This is a genomic window from Thalassospira sp. B30-1, assembly GCF_015767575.1.
Classification (GTDB): domain Bacteria; phylum Pseudomonadota; class Alphaproteobacteria; order Rhodospirillales; family Thalassospiraceae; genus Thalassospira; species Thalassospira xiamenensis.
Genome location: NZ_CP065232.1, coordinates 3408228 through 3428737 on the forward strand (window position 1 = coordinate 3408228; position 20510 = coordinate 3428737).

Annotated in this window: 21 protein-coding genes and 3 tRNA genes; 9 read left to right on the forward strand and 15 right to left on the reverse strand. The window is 54.8% G+C overall.

The genetic code is table 11. The features are described from left to right. Nucleotides 1-23: 23 nt before the first annotated feature. Both IT971_RS16085 and IT971_RS16090 read left to right on the forward strand, forming a co-directional pair. Nucleotides 24-1535, forward strand: coding sequence for a PLP-dependent aminotransferase family protein (locus tag IT971_RS16085; protein WP_063092642.1), 1512 nt, complete (start codon nucleotides 24-26; stop codon nucleotides 1533-1535). A gap of 109 nt (nucleotides 1536-1644) precedes the next feature. After that, the gene (locus IT971_RS16090; protein ID WP_063092641.1) at nucleotides 1645-3129 is read left to right on the forward strand and encodes a deoxyribodipyrimidine photo-lyase; all 1485 of its coding nucleotides are present in this window, start codon (nucleotides 1645-1647) and stop codon (nucleotides 3127-3129) included. A gap of 30 nt (nucleotides 3130-3159) precedes the next feature. Here IT971_RS16090 and IT971_RS16095 read toward each other — a convergent pair whose 3' ends face one another. Next, entirely contained in the window at nucleotides 3160-4707 is a 1548-nt protein-coding gene (locus IT971_RS16095; protein WP_223305201.1) for a CYTH and CHAD domain-containing protein, read from the reverse strand. Nucleotides 4708-5429: 722 nt separating this feature from the next. Here IT971_RS16095 and IT971_RS16100 point away from each other — a divergent pair. Beyond that, nucleotides 5430-5630, forward strand: a complete 201-nt coding sequence (locus IT971_RS16100; RefSeq protein WP_139190042.1) for a hypothetical protein — start codon at nucleotides 5430-5432, stop codon at nucleotides 5628-5630. 399 nt (nucleotides 5631-6029) lie between these two features. Here IT971_RS16100 and IT971_RS16105 read toward each other — a convergent pair. The 5 genes from IT971_RS16105 to infA all read right to left on the reverse strand — a co-directional run bounded on the left by IT971_RS16105 (nucleotide 6030) and on the right by infA (nucleotide 8763). Then, nucleotides 6030-6105: transfer RNA gene (locus IT971_RS16105), tRNA-Phe, on the reverse strand. Nucleotides 6106-6202: 97 nt separating this feature from the next. Beyond that, nucleotides 6203-6409, reverse strand: coding sequence for a DNA gyrase inhibitor YacG (locus tag IT971_RS16110; RefSeq protein WP_007092056.1), 207 nt, complete (start codon nucleotides 6407-6409; stop codon nucleotides 6203-6205). Nucleotide 6410: 1 nt separating this feature from the next. Further along, on the reverse strand, nucleotides 6411-7835 hold the full coding sequence (locus IT971_RS16115) for a ribonuclease E/G (RefSeq protein WP_063092638.1): 1425 nt from the start codon (nucleotides 7833-7835) through the stop codon (nucleotides 6411-6413). Nucleotides 7836-7837: 2 nt separating this feature from the next. Further along, on the reverse strand, nucleotides 7838-8416 hold the full coding sequence (locus IT971_RS16120; protein WP_037989898.1) for a nucleoside triphosphate pyrophosphatase: 579 nt from the start codon (nucleotides 8414-8416) through the stop codon (nucleotides 7838-7840). Nucleotides 8417-8544: 128 nt separating this feature from the next. Then, on the reverse strand, nucleotides 8545-8763 hold the full coding sequence (infA, locus tag IT971_RS16125; protein WP_007092059.1) for a translation initiation factor IF-1: 219 nt from the start codon (nucleotides 8761-8763) through the stop codon (nucleotides 8545-8547). 220 nt (nucleotides 8764-8983) lie between these two features. Between infA and IT971_RS16130 the strand changes: the two genes are divergently transcribed. Then, complete coding sequence (locus IT971_RS16130) at nucleotides 8984-9508, forward strand: GNAT family N-acetyltransferase (protein ID WP_063092637.1); 525 nt, start codon at nucleotides 8984-8986, stop codon at nucleotides 9506-9508. Here IT971_RS16130 and IT971_RS16135 read toward each other — a convergent pair. The 7 genes from IT971_RS16135 to IT971_RS16165 all read right to left on the reverse strand — a co-directional run bounded on the left by IT971_RS16135 (nucleotide 9505) and on the right by IT971_RS16165 (nucleotide 14758). Next, on the reverse strand, nucleotides 9505-9951 hold the full coding sequence (locus tag IT971_RS16135) for an arsenate reductase ArsC (RefSeq protein ID WP_007092061.1): 447 nt from the start codon (nucleotides 9949-9951) through the stop codon (nucleotides 9505-9507). The two genes, IT971_RS16130 and IT971_RS16135, sit on opposite strands and share 4 nt — an antisense overlap. A gap of 6 nt (nucleotides 9952-9957) precedes the next feature. Next, nucleotides 9958-10434 carry a UPF0262 family protein gene (locus IT971_RS16140; RefSeq protein WP_110252823.1) on the reverse strand — a complete coding sequence of 159 codons (477 nt, stop codon included), beginning with the start codon at nucleotides 10432-10434 and terminating at the stop codon, nucleotides 9958-9960. 50 nt (nucleotides 10435-10484) lie between these two features. Next, on the reverse strand, nucleotides 10485-11780 hold the full coding sequence (gene hisD, locus IT971_RS16145; RefSeq protein WP_063092636.1) for a histidinol dehydrogenase: 1296 nt from the start codon (nucleotides 11778-11780) through the stop codon (nucleotides 10485-10487). Then, the gene (gene hisG / locus IT971_RS16150; RefSeq protein ID WP_007092064.1) at nucleotides 11770-12429 is read right to left on the reverse strand and encodes an ATP phosphoribosyltransferase; all 660 of its coding nucleotides are present in this window, start codon (nucleotides 12427-12429) and stop codon (nucleotides 11770-11772) included. Before hisG ends, hisD begins: the two co-directional genes overlap by 11 nt. Nucleotides 12430-12503: 74 nt before the next feature. Further along, nucleotides 12504-13796 carry a UDP-N-acetylglucosamine 1-carboxyvinyltransferase gene (murA, locus tag IT971_RS16155; protein ID WP_063092635.1) on the reverse strand — a complete coding sequence of 431 codons (1293 nt, stop codon included), beginning with the start codon at nucleotides 13794-13796 and terminating at the stop codon, nucleotides 12504-12506. Nucleotides 13797-13878: 82 nt separating this feature from the next. Next, on the reverse strand, nucleotides 13879-14433 hold the full coding sequence (gene dcd / locus IT971_RS16160) for a dCTP deaminase (RefSeq protein ID WP_037989813.1): 555 nt from the start codon (nucleotides 14431-14433) through the stop codon (nucleotides 13879-13881). 142 nt (nucleotides 14434-14575) lie between these two features. Then, the gene (locus IT971_RS16165) at nucleotides 14576-14758 is read right to left on the reverse strand and encodes a hypothetical protein (RefSeq protein ID WP_063092634.1); all 183 of its coding nucleotides are present in this window, start codon (nucleotides 14756-14758) and stop codon (nucleotides 14576-14578) included. 177 nt (nucleotides 14759-14935) lie between these two features. On the opposite strand from IT971_RS16165, the gene IT971_RS16170 reads away from it, so the two are divergent. The 3 genes from IT971_RS16170 to IT971_RS16180 all read left to right on the forward strand — a co-directional run bounded on the left by IT971_RS16170 (nucleotide 14936) and on the right by IT971_RS16180 (nucleotide 16151). Next, nucleotides 14936-15010, forward strand: a tRNA-Thr gene (locus IT971_RS16170). Between the two features lie 25 nt (nucleotides 15011-15035). Beyond that, nucleotides 15036-15110, forward strand: a tRNA-Thr gene (locus IT971_RS16175). 222 nt (nucleotides 15111-15332) lie between these two features. Further along, nucleotides 15333-16151, forward strand: a complete 819-nt coding sequence (locus IT971_RS16180) for a hypothetical protein (RefSeq protein ID WP_063092633.1) — start codon at nucleotides 15333-15335, stop codon at nucleotides 16149-16151. Between the two features lie 110 nt (nucleotides 16152-16261). Here IT971_RS16180 and IT971_RS16185 read toward each other — a convergent pair whose 3' ends face one another. Next, complete coding sequence (locus IT971_RS16185) at nucleotides 16262-17545, reverse strand: oligosaccharide flippase family protein (protein ID WP_063092632.1); 1284 nt, start codon at nucleotides 17543-17545, stop codon at nucleotides 16262-16264. Nucleotides 17546-17551: 6 nt separating this feature from the next. Further along, nucleotides 17552-18583, reverse strand: coding sequence for an NAD-dependent epimerase (locus IT971_RS16190; RefSeq protein WP_063092631.1), 1032 nt, complete (start codon nucleotides 18581-18583; stop codon nucleotides 17552-17554). Between the two features lie 212 nt (nucleotides 18584-18795). Here IT971_RS16190 and IT971_RS16195 point away from each other — a divergent pair, with 212 nt between their 5' ends. Both IT971_RS16195 and IT971_RS16200 read left to right on the forward strand, forming a co-directional pair. Beyond that, on the forward strand, nucleotides 18796-19527 hold the full coding sequence (locus IT971_RS16195; protein WP_063092630.1) for a putative metalloprotease CJM1_0395 family protein: 732 nt from the start codon (nucleotides 18796-18798) through the stop codon (nucleotides 19525-19527). Nucleotides 19528-19812: 285 nt separating this feature from the next. Continuing rightward, nucleotides 19813-20466 carry a response regulator transcription factor gene (locus IT971_RS16200; protein ID WP_007092070.1) on the forward strand — a complete coding sequence of 218 codons (654 nt, stop codon included), beginning with the start codon at nucleotides 19813-19815 and terminating at the stop codon, nucleotides 20464-20466. Nucleotides 20467-20510 lie beyond the last annotated feature (44 nt).

Below are 20510 nucleotides of genomic sequence, written 5' to 3' on the forward strand. Positions count from 1 at the left end.
ACCCTGATTTTCGATAGGGCACAATGCGCAGCGACTTTACCTGGATCTATCCCAGCCATGCAGCCACGGCAGGCGATGAGAACGGCGATACGGCTTATCGCCGGCTTTATCTTGGCATCCGCCAGGCCATTCTGGACGGGCGACTGCATCCGGGTGAAAAGCTGCCTGCCAGCCGTGATCTGGCCAAAAGCCTTGGCATTTCGCGCAATACGGTGGTGACGAGTTTCGATCTACTGGTATCCGAAGGTTATCTTGAAACCCGGATCGGGGCCGGAAGCTTCGTTGCCAGTAGTCTGCCCGACCGGGAAATGACGGCAACCATCCTGCCCGCATCGGCCGATCAGGCCCGTAAATCCGCAAACCTTCCACGGCTTAGCCAAAGTGCGACCCGCATGCTGGCCTATGACCGGCGCTTTCCACGGTTTCGCGTGGCGCGTCCGTTTAACCCGGCAACCCCCGATCTTGATGCCTTTCCATTTGATCTTTGGGCCCGGTTACTGCGCCGAAGCTGGCGGGCCCCCACCCTTGACCTCACCATGCCGGTTGATCCGCTGGGCATGCCTTCATTGCGCGACGAGGTTGCCAAGTGGCTTCGCCAGTCCCGCGGGGTCAAATGCGATGCCGATCAGGTGATGATTGTTTCAGGCGCCCAGCAGGCGCTCGACCTGATTGCGCGTGCGCTTGTTGATCCGGGTGACGTGATCGCGACCGAGGACCCGGGTTATGAAGGTATTCGCGGGGTCCTTGCCGCCAGTGGTGCGACGTTGCTTCCGATCCCGGTCGATGAAGATGGATTGCAGGTCGACAGGCTTGATCAGGGTCCCCCGGCGCGCATTGTGGTCACGACGCCATCGCGCAATTATCCACTGGGCACGACATTGTCGCTTGCCCGTCGTCTTGCCCTTTTGGCATGGGCGGATGCCCATGATGCGTGGATCGTCGAAGACGATTATGACAGCGATTATCGCTATGACGGGCCGCCGTTATCGTCCCTTCAGGGGTTGGACCGGCAAAATCGCGTGCTTTATGTCGGCACGTTTTCGCGCGTCCTATTTCCCGGTATCCGGCTTGGATATCTGGTTTTGCCACCCGCCCTGATCCCGGTATTTCGCGGGATGCGCGGCTTTGCCGATGGCGTGCCCGCCCCAACGGCACAGGCCGCATTGGCCGCATTTTTTGCCGAGGGGCACTTTGGCGGCCATGTCCGCAAGATGCGGCTGAGTTATGGTGAGCGCCGGGCGCATCTGCGTGACCTGATCGAGACACGCGCCAGCGATATTTTGCAGGTCCTGCCATCGGATGGGGGATTGCATCTTTGCACGCGCCTTATCGGTGACCAGGACGATGCGGAATTGCAGGACCAGATGGTCAAGGCGCAGCTCGACTGCCGGGCGCTTTCATCCTACTATCATGATAAATCGACACAAAATCGCAGCAACCTGCCCCACGGACTGGTGCTTGGATTTGCCGGATGGAAAAAGAATGTGATTTCGCAAAGTTTCGATGAACTGATCAATCTGGTCCGCCGTACATGATGATGTACCCCGAGCCAGAGAGAGCGCATCGACATCCCTCTATGCTGTCACAGTCGATGTGCTCTCTCACCCTTTTGCCCCCTCCCTCCCCCAAGGTACGAGTTCCCGGATGCCTTCTGCTTCTGCCGCACCGATTGCCATCATGTGGTTTCGCAATGACCTTCGTCTTGCCGACAACCCGGCATTGAACGCCAGCGTAAAGTGGGCTCAGCAAAATAACGGCATCGTGCTTCCGGTATTTATCCTTGATCGGGTGATTGATGCCCAATTGGGCGGGGCGACGCGCTGGTGGCTGGAAAAAACCCTGACGCGTCTTGATGAAAGCCTTGCAACAGTGGCCGGAAAAAAGGCCCCCTGTCTGCGGGTTTTCAGATCGGATGCGCGGGACGTTTTCAATCAGTTGCAAACTGATCACAAAATCGGCGCGCTTTTCTGGAACCGGCTTTATGACAAGGCGTCCATCGCGCGCGATGCTGATATCAAATCATCCTTGCGCGATCAGAATATCGAATGCGAAAGCTTCAATGGTCAATTGCTGTATGAACCATGGGAAGTCAAAACCGGGGCCGGATCGGACTTCAAGGTTTTCAGTCCGTTCTGGCGGGCGTGTTTGAAACTGCCACCCCCGGCAGAACCCAAAAAAGCCCCTGAAAGCATCCCGCTTGGCGATCTGCAACTGAGCGATGAAGCAGATATTGCCGGGCTTGATCTGTCGCCCAAGCCGTTTGACTGGGCCACCGGCTTTGCCGATCGGTTCACGCCGGGTGAACAGGGCGCGATGGATCAGCTACATGACTTTATTGATGGCAGGCTTTCTGATTACGCCGACCTGCGCGACCGACCCGATCATCGGGTGACGTCGGAACTGTCCCCGCATCTGCGGTTTGGCGAGATCAGCCCGCGGCAGGTGTGGCACGCGGCAAACCATTACGCCGACGCCCATCCCGGCCAAGGCAAAACCGCATCAAAATTCATGGCCGAACTGGGTTGGCGGGAATTTGCCCATCACATCCTGTTTCATGCCAGGGATTTGAAATCCGTGCCGCTTCAGGGGCAATTCACCGATTTCCCGTGGGATGATGATCCAAAGGCGCTTGAACGCTGGCAACGCGGGCAAACCGGTTTTCCGATTGTCGATGCCGGAATGCGGGAACTTTGGCATACCGGTTATATGCATAACCGGGTGCGGATGATTGTCGGATCGGTACTGGTCAAACACCTTCTGATCCATTGGCGCGAAGGTCTGGCATGGTTTGACGATACGCTTGTCGATGCCTGCCCGGCCAATAATCCGTTTTCCTGGCAATGGATTGGGGGATGTGGTGCCGATGCCGCCCCCTATTTCCGGATTTTCAATCCGGTCCTGCAAGGCGAGAAATTTGACCCGGACGGCCGTTACGTCCGGCAATGGGTCCCGGAACTTGCCGATATGCCCGCGCAATATATCCATAAGCCGTGGGAAGCATCCCCGCTGATCCTGAAGGCCGCAGGGGTGGATTTGGGGCAGAGCTATCCCGAGCCCCTGATCGGGGTCAAAGAAGGCCGTGAGCGGGCGCTGGCGGCTTATCAGGATATGAAACGGGCAGCGACCTAGCCGCCGCCCGGTTTCGATTTGCCGGGCGGGCTACTTCCAGAACAGCTTCTGCTTTTCGAATTTCTTCCATGCCTTATCAAGCCCCTGAAGGCGATGATCGGCGCGTGCGCCGAACCAGCCGGAAATCAGGCCAATGGCGATCATGCCGTCTTTGGAAAGCTGCGGCCGCAAGGCCATCAGGCGGGATTCTGCCACGGCAACATCATTCAGCCAGCCAAGAATTTCCTGCAAACCCGTCAGTTCCTTGCGGAATTTATTGACCGGTTTGGCCGCATAAACCTCGCCAAAGAAATCGCTGCCATAGCGCATCTGTTTGACATCCAGACGCAAGGCGTGAAGTTGTGGCACCGTAAGCTTACCAACGTCGTCGCCGCGTTTGGTCACGCGTTTATAGGCCCGGCTCAACAGCGGTTCTGCCAGTTTTGTGACAGGTGCAGACATCGCCTTCATCTGGGTGGCATCCGCCCCCGATGCCCAGCGCGAATAACTCGACCATGCGCCAAGCAACAGCAAAAGCTGCTGATACTCGAAACTTTCAAGCATTTCGCGCGCGGTCACCAAGGCCGCTTCGCGCTGCTTGGCGGCAGCCTTGCGCAGATCGGCGACGCCGGGATGATCGGGAAAGCGTTCCTCGACCATCGGCAGGGTTTCGGTCAGGAAAACATCCCAGTCGCGCAGGCCATCAAGCGCCTTGGTGCAATGTTTCAGCAGGCGGCGGATCAGGACAGCCTCGCCCTGCGGCAGGTTTTTCTTAAACAGGTTGAACGCCACCCGAAGGCGACGCATGCCAACCCGCATCTGATGGCAGCCTTCGATATGAAGGTCATCACGCACGCAAATCTCGTTACCAAGGATCATCCGAAGCCCTTGCGCAAGAACCGCCCGAAACGAAATTTCGGCCGACATATCGGCAGCAAGCCCGACCGGAGGGGCCTTATAGAAGCCAGGTGTCTCGTTAAGATAAAGCGCCCGTCCGCGCGATGCCTTTGAGCGCAGGCTCAGGAACAGGGGTACGGTGCGTTGCAGTTCAAGTGCCAGATCAAACAGGGCGGCGGGATGGCCTTCCTTCAGCTCCAGCTCCACCTCGGACAGGGGTGATTCTTTCTCCGCGGTGCGCACCACGCCCTGATCGATTGCCAGTTCCATGATCGCGTCGCGATAGGTCAGATCAACCGCACTGCGTTTCAGATCGGTTTCAAAAATCCGTTCGATCTTCTTCTTTTTAACGTGCTTATCAAGCAGTCCGACGACGTCTTCATCGGTGAATTTATCCAGATCAAGAACGCCATCGGGCAGTTCGACATTCCATTCATGACGTTCCGGCAGGGCTTCGCGAAGTCCGTTTGATGCCTTGACGGTCTGCTCCCACCCGTTCGTTCCCTTCTTGCGCACACGCAGGGCCAGCCCCTTGCGGGCCAGCGAAAGCTTGGGCGTGTCGTGATAGATGGACACAAGATGGGTGGTCAGAAGACGACGGCCTTCCTTGACCTCGCGCAGGACGGGTGCCTGCTTCAAACGCGATACATGTTTCGGATCGATACGGAGCTTCAGTTCGATCTCGATCTGCTTTTCGGCCATCAGGGTCCCCTGGATGTTTGTTATTGCAGCGCAGAACACGCTGTCTGCCATAACGTCATAGCCCGATTTGTGTTTCAGCAGTTTGAAACCAGCCGCCAGACATCATGGTAACGGGATGTAAAATTTCCGCAACATTCCTGACATAACTGTCTCTTTTCAAGCGTTAATGTTGCGGCTGACATCTTGCGCGCACGGTTGTTTTCATTTGAAAAGCGAACCGACGCGATACGTTCGTTTGAGCAGCAAAGGTATGAGGAATCATCAAAACACCCGGACGAATCCCAAATTTGTCGAGGATGAAAAGCTGCCGTTGCCCGCGATTCCCTCCCCTTTTCTGACGGCATATAAAGTTTTTCAAAAAAGTTCTTGATTTGTTCTTTTATTTATGGCATAAGATAAAAGTCAACGGGATAAATGCCCCCGGACCGAACCCCGCAAAGCCTTGTGCTTTGCGGGGTTTTGCGTTTGGGGCCGGATCAAAGAGGTGATCAGGATGCAGCGGCAAAGACACAGACAGGGCGGCGGGGTAATCCGCAGGATATGGGTCGGTGGATGGCGGAGCCATTACGGCGGCATTTCGCGCCGGGTCTAACAGGTTTCGAATACGCTTGTTTGTCATGACGGGAGAGGTGCGTCTTATCGGGAAAGGTATCCCGATTTGCCGGAGGCGGCAGCAATGGCAGCAGTGGGCTTTGGCCCGCCGATGGTGGACAGGTGGGGCCGTGCGCCCTAAGTCCGTCTTTGGCGAAAATGACCGACGCCCGAAGTGTGTCCGGGCCGAACCGGTTGCCGGAAATGCCATCAGGGCCGAGAGTGATCAGAGCGGGCCAGAAGCCCGAGAGCCGTCGGTTGGCAGGAATGGCGAAGGCCCGAAGTTTGTCTGGATGTCGGGGTGGCAGGTTGGCACCGTGACCGGAAGATGATCGAAGTGGGCAACGAGCCCGTGGACCGTCTGTAGGTGGTCCGTCGGCGAGGTTGCTGGAGGCCCGAGGTTTGTTCGGGGTTCATCAGTGACGCGCATGAAGCGATGGTCCTGCGAAACACTGGGGAAGTGCCGAAGGTGGTGTCTGACATGCCGGAGATCGGATCGACACACGAGATTCAGGACATTGCGAAACTGGTTTCGCAACGCAGCGCCAGACCGCTCCTTTTTGGATTAGGCACTATGCAAAATAGAGCGCCAAACTATGCAAAAAGCCACGCGCTGCTTTAGAATGTTTGGACTTCTTCAAGATGGGGGATATCAAAAAAATGAAACGCGACTTTCGTTCGCGCACAAAAAAACCCGGCCAATGGCCGGGTCATTTTGGGCTACCTAAAGATGGTGCCCGGGGGCGGATTCGAACCACCGACACGCGGATTTTCAGTCCACTGCTCTACCAACTGAGCTACCCGGGCATTCTTTAAGCGTCTCCGTTTCCGGAGCGTTCCCTGCGGAACGAGCGGGGTTATACAAACTCCTTCGGGGCTTGTCCAGCCTCAAATCGCATTTTTTTTATGCGCGAAAATCTTCTTCATCTTCAAGGTCTTCAAGATACTCTGGCGGTTCGGTCGCGGGGACGGCATAGCTTTCATTGAGCCATTTGCCGAGGTCGAGATCAGCGCAGCGTTTCGAGCAGAACGGCCTGTATTTTTCCACCACCGGCTTGCCGCACATGGCACAGCCCGAGCCTGCTGTTTTAACTGTGTTTTTTTCAACCATATCAGAGTTTCTCCAGCCTGTAGTCAGCGCGCGAAAGGCTTTCGTCGGCGGCCAGTTCCGGCGCCATCCCCATCGCACGTTCAAGAATTTGTTGCCCGTGGCTTCCCGGCACAAGGTCCGCGACAAGGTCCTTTGACAGATAAAGCCTGTATCGCCCGCCCTGCCCGCTGCGCATATCGCGAATCACGGAACGCAGCACAAAGTTCAATGCTGCCGTTCGCGTCGGCATCGGATCAGGCAGCCTGCCTTGCATCAGTTCACCAAGGGCAATGCCGCCGCGCTGCCGGGTCAATTCAAACAGGCCCAGCCGGGTAAAACCGCCAAACTGGACCGCACCGCTCATTTCCGGGCCAAAGGCATCACGAAGGGCGGCTTCGAACCGGTCGCGCGATGCCTTGCCCGCCATGCGAAGCGGATCAATCACCACCAGACCGCCAATATTGCGCAACTGCAATTGGCGGACAATTTCGGGTGCTGCGCGCAAGTTGACCTGCTCTGCCCGCCTTGCCTGATCATTGTCGGAATCCGATCCGCCTGCATTGACATCAATCGCACAAAGTGCGGTCGTCTGTTCGATGGCGATCCAGCCACCGCCCGGAAGCGGCACACGCGGTTGCAGGGCGGTTGCGATATCGTCTTCGATATCCTGATCATCAAACAGCAGGCGCGTGCCGTCATGACGGATCAGGTGCGCATCATCCAAACCACGTGCGCGCAACAATCCACGCAAACGCACAAATTCGTCCGAACCATCAACAATGCATTCGCCGCCCGCCATCACGTGGCGTTCGATCAGCTGATCGGCATCCGACAATGCCTTGAAAACCACAACCGGCTTTGCCGGTGATGCAAGGGCCGCCTGGGCGCGTTTCCACACAGCCCGAAGCTGTCCAAGTTCGCCTGCCAATGCGCCGTCATCCCAATCGATTGCCAGACTGCGCAGCGTGATGCCCTCTTCGCGGGCGATCAGCCCCTTGAACAGGGTCATGAGCACCGCACGCCGGTTTTCGTCCTTGAGCTTGCGGGGGAGTTCCACCAGACCGCCGCGCTTTGCGTCGGTGGGATGCTCGTTCGGGCGCAGGATCATGCCCAGCCCCTCTATCGCGATGCGGCCGGTCAGTTTCGGGCCTTTATCCTCGAACCCGAGGCGGGAAATCTGCACGATGACCCATTGGCCTTCATGAAGCGGGCCGTCAATGCGATCAAACGGCAGCAGACCATCGGCAACGCCATCAAGAACCACCATGGCCGCAGCCATTTCAGGAAGAATTTTCGAAACACGGCCCAGATGAATGTCAAAGCGCGCCGGGCCACCACGATCAATCCATAAACGCGCCAGCCGGTCATTGCGGATCAGGGCAATGCGCCGTTCGCATGCGACGGCATCAATCAGCAGGCGGTCTGTTTCTGTTCCGCCAGCCACCATGATCACATCCCCTGTTTGAAACCAAGACCGCGCAGCATACCGTCAGCCTCGCACAGCGACAGGCCAACGACATTGGAATAGGACCCGGTGATGCTTTTAACAAACGTTGCGGCATATCCCTGAATGGCATAAGCGCCTGCCTTGCCCTGCCACTCGTCATGGGCCAGATAGCGCGCAAGATCGTCATCGCCAAGGCGGCGGAAAATCACCTGTGTTTCGATCACGCGCGCGCGGGTCGTACCATCGGGTGCAACCACGCAAAGACCACCATAAACACGGTGACGTCGACCGGAAAGCAGCGAGAGGAATTTGCGGGCCTCGTTCGTATCGGTCGCCTTGCCCAAGGCGCGACGGCCACAGGCCACAACCGTGTCGGCGGCAAGAACAAAACATCCCGCATGGTCGGCGGCAATCGCACGTGCCTTTTCCTCGGCCAGGCGCAAGGCAAGCCGACGCGGACTTTCATCATCATGCGGAGTTTCGTCGATATCAGCAGGGATAACCTGATCTGGCACAATTCCGATCTGTGCCAGCAGCTCAAGACGCCGCGGCGATGCAGAGGCCAAAATCAGTTTCGACAAGTCGCGGCTCCCCACAGACATCCAAAGCCAAACCAGAAGGGTTGTAGACACAGCAAAACGCAACCTTGCGCGCAAACCTAAACTGCGCGCCCGGCAACGTCAATTTTTGCGGTATTACAGGTTCCGGATTACTTGAAACGGAAGGTAATACGACCCTTGGTCAGGTCATAAGGCGTCATTTCGACGCTGACGCGGTCACCAGCAAGAACACGAATGCGGTTCTTGCGCATCTTGCCCGAGGTATGAGCAAGAATTTCGTGATCATTGTCCAGCTTCACGCGAAACATCGCATTGGGCAGAAGTTCGACAACAGTGCCCTGAAACTCGATAACGTCTTCTTTAGCCATGAGACTCCTAGCTTTCGTATTGCAATACCAATTACCGGTGGCCCGCAAACTGCTCCGAACGCGCAAAAAGGTCAAGCCCTTTCACGCAAGGCACAAAGCGGCCCAGCACTGCATTTCAATCATGCCCTGCGTGATGGCATAAACCTGCACCGGGAAATCATGTTGTTTCCCACGACCAATCCCCTTTATGGTTCCAAGGCCCCCATCAAGGACCCTGACCATGACCGCCAATCATCCCCATCCCGTCAACCCGCCCCAAATCCGGCCCGCCACCGCACAGGATGTTGACGATATCCATGCCATGCTGTTTGAAATTGCCCGTGCCACCGGGTGCGAGGATAAATTCAAAAGCACAGCGGAAGATCTGGCGCGTGATGGGTTTGGCCCCAACCCGGCGTTCGAGGCCCTGATTGCGCATGACGGGGATACACCGGTCGCACTTTGCCTTTATTTTCCGAGCTATTCGACATTTCGTGGCAAGGCCGGGATTTACATTCAGGACCTGTTTGTCGCCCCGGAATATCGCGGGGGCGGTTTTGCCCGTCATCTGATTGCAAAGGTTGCCGAACGGGCCCGAACACGTGGCCAGCATTATATCCGCCTGTCGGTCGATGCCGAAAACGTCATCGGGCAGCGGTTTTATGCCCGTATCGGCATGCGGCATGCCCATGATGAAAGAATATACGTGCTGGACGGGGATGCGTTTGACGCGCTGATTGACGGCCCGTACGGGCCGTGTGTTTAAACCTTGGGGGCGGGACCGACCGGGAAGCGTTCAAGGATGCGTTTTTTGATCTGGTCGCGGACCTGTCGATAGGCTTCAAGGCGGATTTCGCGTGAACCTTCGACAATCGTGGCGTCGAAGGTATTCCAGAATTCGACATCACAGGCCATGGTGCGGGTCATTTCGACCGCCCTGTGCTGGGCTTCTGGTGACAGGGTGATGATCAGGTCAAAGAACCCGTCTTCAAGTTCGTCAAATGTCTTGGATTTATAGGTCGAGATATCCAGCCCGATTTCTTCCATGACCGCGACGGCAAAACCATCAAGATCACCGGCACGCAAGCCGCAGCATTCAACATACACCTTCGTTCCGTGATAGTGACGCATAAGCGCAGCCGCCATCACGGATCTTACAGCATTGAAGCTACAGGCAAAAAGAACCGAACCGGGGAGTTCTTCTGCCACCGTGCCCTAACCCCGGATATGAAGGACGCAGATCAGGGTAAACAGGCGACGCGCGGTGTTTTCATCAATCGTCACCTTTTCCGACAGCAGTTCACGAAGCTGTTCGGATCCTTCGTTATGCAGGCCGCGGCGCGCCATATCGATGGTTTCGATCTGTGCGGCACTCGCCTTTTTGATCGCGTCGTAATAGCTTTCGCAGATCATGAAGTAATCCTTCACGATCCGGCGGAACGGGGTTAACGGCACGACAATGGTGGTCAGGTTTTCGGTATCGTCATCGCCGCGCACATCCATATAGATGCGGTTATCCTCGATGCGCATGTGAACCGAATACGGACCTTCGAAGCCGCCCTTGGGCACGAAATGGTTATCTTCGAGAAGGTCATAGATGGCCACCGCCTGCTCGTGCTCGACCTCGGGGCGGCGACGCACCTTGTATTTCTCGTCGAGATAGATACCGGCAATGCATTGGTTGTCTGCAATTTCTGCCATCTTAGTCTCCCTGCGATCCCTCGGCGCTGCACTGCAACAGCTTACATGCGGTTGGACCGGATCGCCACAGAAAGTCCGTGTGCCTGCAAACCTTCGCTTTCGGCCAGTGCAATCGCCGCCGGGCCGATTTTGGCCAGACTTTCGGGCGTGCATTTGATCAATGACGACCGCTTGATGAAATCAAGCACACCCAGACCCGACGAGAAACGCGCCGAACGGGCGGTTGGCAGAACATGGTTTGGCCCGGCAACATAATCGCCAATCGCCTCGGGCGTGTAACGGCCCAGGAAAATGGCACCGGCATGATGAATGTCTTCGGCAAGCGCGTCCGGGTCATCCACAGCCAGTTCAAGATGTTCCGGTGCGATCCGATCAACCAAGGCCGGAGCCTGCGTCAGATTTTCGACCAAGACAATTGCACCAAAGTCGCGCCAGCTTGCCCCGGCGATTTCCGCACGCGGCAGTTTTTCAAGATGCGCATCAATGGCGTCCTGAACACGATCGGCAAAAGCCGCATCATCGGTAATCAGGATCGACTGTGCGACCGGATCATGTTCGGCCTGCGACAGCAGATCAGCCGCGACCCAGCTTGGATCATTGCTGCCATCGGCAACCACAAGGATTTCCGACGGACCGGCGATCATGTCAATCCCGACCTGCCCGAAAACACGACGCTTTGCGGCCGCGACAAAGGCATTGCCCGGACCAACGATCTTGTCGACCGGCTTGATGGTTTGCGTCCCATAGGCCAATGCTGCAATCGCCTGTGCCCCGCCAATCCGGTAAATTTCGTCAACACCGGCAATCCATGCGGCGGCCAGAACCAGCGGGTTCATTTTATTGTCAGGGGTGGGTACGACCATCACCAGACGTTCCACACCGGCAACCTTGGCCGGAATGGCGTTCATCAGCACCGAAGACGGATAGGATGCCAGCCCACCGGGCACATAAAGCCCGGCAGCCGATACCGGACGCCAGCGCCAACCGAGTTCGACCCCGGTTGCATCGGTATAACGTTCGTCAGAAGGCATTTGCCGATCATGGTAGGAACGAATGCGTTCAGCGGCCAGTTTCAGCGATTTCAGGAGATCAGCATCGATTGCGCCAACGGCGGCATCGACTTCGTCCTTTGTCACAACCATGCCAGCCGCATCAATATTCAGGCGGTCGAACTTGTTGGTGTAATCACACACCGCTTCGTCTCCGCGTGCGCGGACATCGGCAATGATATCGGCAACCGCAGCATCAACATCGGCATCCGATTCCCGCTTCATGCCAAGCAGTTTGACAAAGCCTTCTTCGAAATCGGCATCGGTGATCGAAAGTTTAATCGGCATTGCGCACCTCGGAGAAACGGTCAATCCAGGGCTGAACATCGGTCGGGCGGGTTTTAAGTGCGGCCCGGTTGACGATCAGGCGCGAGGTGACATCGGCAATATGTTCAATTTCGCGAAGGCCGTTGGCCTTAAGCGTGTTGCCGGTCGACACAAGGTCAACGATACGACGGCACAGGCCAAGGGTTGGTGCCAGTTCCATCGCCCCGTTCAGCTTGATGCATTCGGCCTGTACCCCGCGCGCGGCAAAATGATTGCGGGTGACGTTGGGATATTTGGTGGCAACACGGACATGCGACCAGCGCGACGGATCATCGCCATCAATCATTTCTTCGGGTTCGGCCACGGCAAGGCGGCAATGCCCGATATCGAGATCAAGCGGGGCATAAATTTCGGAATAATCGAATTCCATCAGGACGTCATTGCCGCAGACACCGATATGGGCCGCCCCAAAGGCAACAAATGTTGCAACGTCAAAGCTGCGCACACGGATGATATCGATATGCGGATGATTGGTGGCGAAACGCAGGGCCCGGGATTTCGGATCGTCAAATGCGGCTTCCGGTTCGATCCCGGCTGCGCGCACCAGCGGCATTACCTCGTCTAGAATGCGCCCCTTTGGCAGGGCCAGCACCAGCTTTTCGTCACTCATCAATCAGTCGCCTTACGCGTTTATCTGTCTGTCCCGGCCTGCTGGCCGATAGCCCATGTCATTATGCAGGGTAATTATGCAGGAACACGGACACGTTCGATCTGCGCCCCGCAGGCGCCAAGTTTTTCTTCCAGCCGCTCATAACCGCGGTCCAGATGATAGACACGGTTAATAATCGTCTCGCCCTCGGCTGCCAAGCCTGCAAGTACCATCGATACCGATGCGCGCAGATCGGTCGCCATGACTTCGGCCCCCGACAGTTTGGCACTGCCGCGCACGATGGCGGACCGGCCATGCACGTTGACATCAGCGCCCATGCGGCTCAGTTCCGGGACATGCATGAAACGGTTTTCAAAAATCGTTTCGGTGATCATGGATGCGCCATTGGCGACTGCCATCAGGGCCATGAATTGCGCCTGCATGTCGGTCGGGAAGCCGGGATAGGGTTCGGTCATGACATCAACCCCCTTAAGGGCGGCGCGATTGCCGCGCACGATCATGCCGTCTTTGGTTTCCTCGATCTCGACACCGGCCTTGCGCATCGACACGATCAGGCTTTCGATCAGTTCGGCCTTTGTTCCGACCAGCTCGATCTCGCCGCCGGTAATGGCGGCGGCAATGGCATAGGTACCGGTTTCAATGCGGTCCGGCACGACGGAATGTTCCGCACCATGCAGGCGCGGCTTGCCGGTGACCTTGAGCGTATCGGTCCCGATGCCTTCAATTTCGGCCCCCATCGCGACAAGGCAATGGGCCAGATCGGTGACTTCGGGTTCGCGGGCCGCATTGGCGATTGTGACCACACCATCGGCAAGGGACGCCGCCATCAGGGCGTTTTCGGTCGCACCAACCGATACCTGCGGGAACAGGATATGCCCGCCCTTGAGCCCTTCTGGGGCGCGGGCTTCGATATAGCCCTCGGTCAGGTGGATTTCAGCACCCATCGCCTCAAGCGCCTTCAGATGCAGGTCAACCGGACGGTTACCAATCGCACAGCCACCGGGCAGCGACACACGTGCCACACCACACCGCGCCACCAGCGGCCCCAGCACCAGAACCGATGCCCGCATTTTGCGGACCAGATCATAGGGTGCGGTTGTCGATGCGATTTCCTTGGCCGTCATTTCCAGAACCCGACCGGTATGGCCGCCATTGGGCGCATGGCCGTTCAGATGCAACGCGACACCATGCTGCCCCAACAGGTTGGCCATCGATGTGATATCGGCCAGATGCGGCAGGTTGGAAAGGGTCAGCGTCTCATCGGTCAGAAGGGCTGCTGCCATCAGCGGAAGGGCCGCATTCTTGGCACCGCCAATTGCAATTTTGCCCTGCAAGCGGCGACCGCCGGAAATCTTGATCTTGTCCATTCAATCCTCGTATGCCCATGCCGATTGCGACATGGCGGTTACTCGTGTCTTTGGCGATGCCGCCTTTATGGCATTGCCTTTATCACAGGCGTGGCAGCGTGACACCTTTTTGGCCCATATATTTTCCTGCGCGATCCGCATAGGAGGTATCGCATTCGCTTTCGGCTTTCAGGAAAATGAACTGGCAGGCCCCTTCGTTGGCGTAAATGCGGGCCGGAAGTGGCGTGGTATTGGAAAATTCAAGGGTGACGTGCCCTTCCCATTCCGGTTCCAGCGGGGTGACATTGACGATGATGCCGCACCGCGCATAGGTCGACTTGCCAAGGCAGATCACCAGCGTATCGCGCGGGATACGGAAATATTCGACCGTACGCGCCAGGGCGAAACTGTTGGGCGGGATCACACAGACATCGGTCTGACGATTGACAAACCCTGCGTCGGAAAATTCCTTGGGATCGACAATGGCCGAGTCGACATTGGTGAAAATCTTGAATTCGTCGGCAACCCGGGCGTCATAGCCATAGGAACTGACCCCATAGGAAATGACACCATCGCGCTTGAAACCGTCGACAAACGGTTCGATCATGCCTTTTTCCTGCGCCATCTGGCGTATCCAGTGATCCGGTCTTACCGACATATCGCCACCCCTGTTGTGCAAATTGGCATTGTGCCATTGGTTTTACCCGTGCGGGGCATGCAAGATCAACCGGGTGATGCGGGCGACGGGGCCAATTTGGTATTTTTCTTGAAATGGAGCTCCGAAACCGGTGGGAAGCGGACTAATCCTTGCCCGAACCGTCCGAACCGCTGCCCTGATCGTTGGCATCGGTATCCTGTTCCACGGCTTTGCGCGAACGTTGCTGCTGTTTTCGGCGCGCCAGATTGGCACGCAGGGCTTCGGCTTCACGTTTTTTGCGCTCTTCGTTGGTCGCGGGATATTGCTTGCTTTGCTGTTCTGTCATCTTGCCAATACGTTTCTGGTTCCAAAGGTCCGGCTTTTATAGAATATTCCGAGGCAGAATGCAGCCTTGACCAACAAAATTGCACCATCCGCGCAAGATCAAAAATCTTCGCATAATTCGGGCTTGACCAATTGCCAGCCAGTGGCCTATAACCCGCCCGCACCGCAAGGGCTCGATGCTGCTGTAGCTCAGGGGTAGAGCACTCCCTTGGTAAGGGAGAGGCCGGGAGTTCAAATCTCCCCAGCAGCACCATTGCCCGACGATCAGCCTTTTAAGGGCTGCTGTAGCTCAGGGGTAGAGCACTCCCTTGGTAAGGGAGAGGCCGGGAGTTCAAATCTCCCCAGCAGCACCATTTTCCAGACATTTACGACCTGCCCTGACAGACGCACAACCCGACTGTGCAATGGTGTTTTTTTTCCGCCCAAGATGCAATTTCTGCCTATCCCTTTGATGTGGGCGGCACTCTTTTGCATAGCCACTGGTCAAATCCTCCGCTCCAAACGGCAACTTTTGCGTGTAAATCCCGGCATATTAATTGCTTGGATTGTTTCCTCAATTGCATGGGGAACGCATCATGACCATCCTGACAAACACATATAGTGCCAGCTCCGCAAATGCTGCCTATGCGTCTTCGACGCAATCTTCAAACGGGTCGCATCCGACCTTTAGCGAGGAAATGTATTCCGATCCGGAAATGCGCCCTTATCTCGAACAATATTACGAGAAAGCCTATGCCCCGATGCGCGAACGCATCGCCGCCATGCGCGAGGATGGATATACGCCCAAAACCATCCAGACCGAAGACGGTGGCATTGCGCAGGAAATTTCGGCGGATCAATATGAAGCCATGATACCGGATTTCGACAAATGGCTTGAAGGTCAGAAAACCATCATTCCGGGGATTCGTGACTCTGTCGACATATTCCGCGAAGGTGCGCAAAGGCATGTTGATTATCTGGAAAAAAATCATCCGGACAGTCAATCGGACGTCCGGGCCGTATTTTCCAATGGCGATCAGATTCTGGGATATCTGTATGAAAACGGGGGAATGGTGACGCACGATAGAGGCAGCCATCTGCGGACATATAGCGATCAGGCAGACAAGCTGGGTTTGAGAGGTCAGGCGCGTGTTGATTATATCGCCGATGCCATATCGCGCGATTATTCCAGCATCGATGTTTCGCGCTATGACGACCAGAATGCGCCAACACGACGTGAATTTTCAGAACGCTGGTATCCTGATCACGATGTGGACCAGTCATATCAGGCCAGCCTGCAAGAGGCACGGTCACAGCTTGCGGCAGCAGAAGAACGCTATCGCCAACAGCAGAGCAACATCACCGAGATGCATAGCTATCTTCTTGGCCTGATGGAACAGGAACATTTCAGCTGATTACTTCGGAAACTTTTACTCATAAAGTATCAGGTCCGACCCGATAATCGGCCAACGCCAGCTTCAAACTATATCACTTATAAAGCACGTTCGAGTGATATAAAGACACGTTATCTCTGAAGCAAAAAGCGTAAAGAAAAAATCGTCGTATCAATACCCAGAGCTTTATAGCAAATAACGGCAAGCAGAAGAGGGTAACCTGCTGTAGAAATGGCAGCGACCAAAACGCCCCCAGAGATTCCATACACAGTCATAGAAATCAATAATCCACATAAGACAAGGCAAGTCCAAAGCATCATAATTCGTGAAGTTACCTTATGGAGACCGGATATATTCAGAAGAGAAATACTAGGACCAGCAGCAACATGAACAACATATGCACAGAGCATTATTCGCAAAAAGGGAACCGCTTTAAGATAATCCGCTCCGAATGCAGAAAGAAGAAAAGGTGAGAATAAATAGAAAACAATACAAACTGGAACCGCAATAAATATAGAAAAAGCCATCGCCCTTGTAACAATTGACTGAACTTCCATTTTATCGCCAACAATTATCGCGCGAGATAAAAAAGGTGTAATTATTGAATTTACAGCGGTTAGAGCAAATGACACGAGCATTGCCAACCTACTAACTGCACCAATCTCTCCCGCATCAAATGCAGATAAAATAATCCCAGCTACAATTACGGGTGATTGATTAATTAAAGATATCGAAATATTTGAGAAGACAACGCTCGCACCAACATTCAACCACAGTCGAATATCTTTAAATCCAATTCTGGATTCAAAATTCCAATCAACATACCTCTTCTTAATGATGACAATGAAAGCAAAAAAATTAGAAAAAATTAGAGCAATCGCATAAGAAAAAACAATAGAAATGAGGCTTAACGTCTCCATGCGGGCAAAGAGAAAAACTGATATACAAATAGAAAAAATCAAAGGCCGAACAATTGCCTCTGGCATCACAGCGATAGAAACATTTTCATTCGCTCGAATGATTCCTTGGGAGACGACTAAAACAACTGAAAGCGGCAGGCATACTCCTGTAGAAATCCCGATTCCCCAATCGTATCCTCTAAAGTTGACGAGTAAAACTGCCAGCCCGAGCCCACCCAAAAGTGAAATTGAACCAGAGAAAAACAAAACAAAGCGCTGTATTCTACTTACAAGGCTTCCCCTCCCCTCACTCCGATATACTGGCAAAAACCTTACAATGGCAGCATCCATACCAAATGTCGCAACAGGTGTTGCGGCAACAATCAATCCAAGTATGACACTGAAAAAGCCAAATATCTCCTTTCCACCATAGCGAGAAATAAGCAAGCTGATGAGAAACATCATGCCCGCAGAAAAGGCATTGGCAAAAAGAACAAAAATTGCAGCAAATTTCAATTCAGGTTACTCGTAAAAGAATCGGAACCATTCGACAAAGCGGCCAATCCCGGTTTCAATCGAGGTTTCCGGCTTGAAACCGACGGCATCGGTCAGGGCATCGACATCGGCATAGGTCGCCGGAACATCGCCGGCCTGCATCGGCAGCATGTTTTTATCAGCCGTCTTGCCCAGTGCCTTTTCGAGCGTTTCGATCATGTGCATCAGTTCGACCGGGCTGTTGTTGCCGATATTGAACACGCGATAGGGTGCCGAACTGGTTGCCGGGTCCGGTTTGGCCGGGTTCCAGTCGGGATTAGGGGCAGCAACGGTTGAAATGCAGCGATGAACACCTTCGACGATATCGTCGATATAGGTGAAGTCACGGCGCATTTTTCCTTCGTTAAAGACGTCAATCGGTCGTCCTTCCAGAATGGCCTTGGTAAACAGGAACAACGCCATATCAGGCCGACCCCAAGGACCATACACCGTAAAGAAACGAAGGCCCGTGGTCGGCAAGCGGTAAAGATGGCTGTAGGTATGCGCCATCAGTTCGTTGGCTTTTTTCGATGCGGCATAAAGACTGATCGGGTGATCGACATTGTGATGCACCGAAAATGGCATTTCGGTATTCATGCCATAAACCGAACTGCTTGAGGCATAGACCAGATGCTTCACACCGTTATGGCGGCAGCCTTCAAGGATATTGGTAAAACCGACAAGGTTGGCATCAATATAGGCATGCGGGTTTTCAAGCGAATAGCGAACGCCAGCCTGGGCCGCAAGGTTGACGACATAGGTCGGCTTTTCGGTTGCGAACAGATCAGCAATACCATCGCGATCTTCCAGATTCATGCGGACAAATTTAAAGCCGTCCCGCCCTTCAAGCCGTGCAAGCCGGGCTTCTTTCAGCGTGACGTCATAATAATCGTTGACGTTATCAAGCCCGATTACGGTGCTGCCCTGATCCAGCAGCTTCTGGCAAAGATGCGATCCGATAAAACCGGCAGCCCCGGTAACCAGAACCGTTTCATTTGCGGGAATGACAAAGTCGGACATCACGATCAGTTTTCCTGTCTTGAAAGGCTATTGCCCAAGAATTGGGGGCATCCAAAATCCAGACTTTCCTGTAACAGCCTATACTTTGGCACGCAAGACAGCATGCTTTATGCAAGGCACCAAAGGTATAGACACCGGGCGAGACTCCTGCGAATTTTCCTGCTATCCTTACGTATCGATTTTGTATCGCCACGGAAAACCATTTCGATCCGATGATTACGACCGGTCAAACCATAACGAACCCCGCTGGTGGTGGATTGGGCATCGTCCTGAATGTCAGGCAGATTGCGCAAACCGCTGATGGCAGTGTTTTGGCCGAATACGAAGCGATAGAAGTTAAGTCTGGCGAGAAGTCAGGGCTGTCGCAAGGACCTTATGGTATTGGAGGCGAAGCAGGCAACGGACTTCGCACCCGTATTGTAGACCCCAGAACGCTGACCGAAGCACAGGCCGTTGCCAATGGCCCCAGCCGAAGCGAGTATCGCGAAGCCCTTGAAGCAAGCGACAACAAGGCGGACAGTAATAATTCCGGCGCAAAAACTTCTGGTGAGCTGAGTGCGACGGAAAAAGCTGACATATCGCGATTGCAAGCCCGCGATTCTGCCGTAAAGCAGGAAGAAAAAGCGCATGCTGCCGCGGCAGGGCCTTATGGCTCTGCCCCGCAATATGAATACCAGATCGGACCAGACGGAAAGGCATATGCCATTGGTGGACATGTTGATGTCGGCGTCAGCCTTTCGGGTAGCGCAGAAGATAAGGAACGCGCGCTTGCGACCCTTCAGAATGCAGCGCTTGCTCCCAACGCACCATCAGGCGCGGATATGGCGGCATTCCGACAGGCAAGCCTGCAACGTGCAACGATTGGTGGCGATCAGCCAAAATCGATCCCGGGTTACGGACAACCGCAGAACGACGCGAACGACATTTTTTCGATTTATGCCTGATTAAAGAATCCAGACACCTTAGAATCCGGTCAGTTTCACTATGCAATATGCGACAATATTTTTATCATCCTTAAACAAATACTATCCTCACGGATAATTCCGCCCCCTGAAATCCATCCTGCAGTTTGACAGGACATCAGAATTATTTAATGCTGCGCTCGCGTCCGGGGGGACGCGAAATTTGGAAGATGACAACTTTGCGTGTTTCCGTATGTTTGGGTGCGGGACGCGATACCGGTACCGCCTTTTGCGGGAGACGGCTAAAAACGGGTACGGCACAATAACATGAACATCCTGCTAGCGGACGACCATGACCTCGTTAGAGACGGGATCACATCCTTTCTGAAAACGGCGGCGCCAGAAGTCGAAATTGCCCAGGCAAAAGACTTTGCCGAAGCACTTTCCATCGTCGATGGCGATACGCCGGTCGAACTGACGATCCTAGATCTCAACATGCCGGGCATGAACGGGCTTTCGGGCCTGACCGTAATGCGGCAGAAACATCCGGAAATTCCGGTCGTCATTTTGTCGGGATCGGTCAAACGCAGCGATGTGCTCAATGCACTTGAACATGGTGCGTCGGGCTATTTGCCCAAAACCCTGTCTGGCAAGTCGCTGATCAATGCGCTCCGCCTGATCATGTCAGGGGAAAAATACATTCCGTCGGCACTTCTGGAAGATGATGGCAGCAACACGCGTCCGGGTGAAATTGATCTGGATGGGCTTGCTCCTGACAATCCCCTGCGTCAACTGACCAATCGGGAACGTGAAGTTCTGGCCCTGCTGACCAAAGGTCTGTCCAACAAGGAAATCGCCAAACAGCTTACGGTCCGCGAAATCACGGTGAAGGTTCACCTGACCGGTATTTTCAAAAAGCTTGGTGCCGCGAACCGTACACAGGCGGTTAAAATAGCCATGCAGCTTGGCTGGGAAGCCTGATTTTCCCGCATCAAGCCGAAGCTTTCAAAACCCGGCCCCTTGGC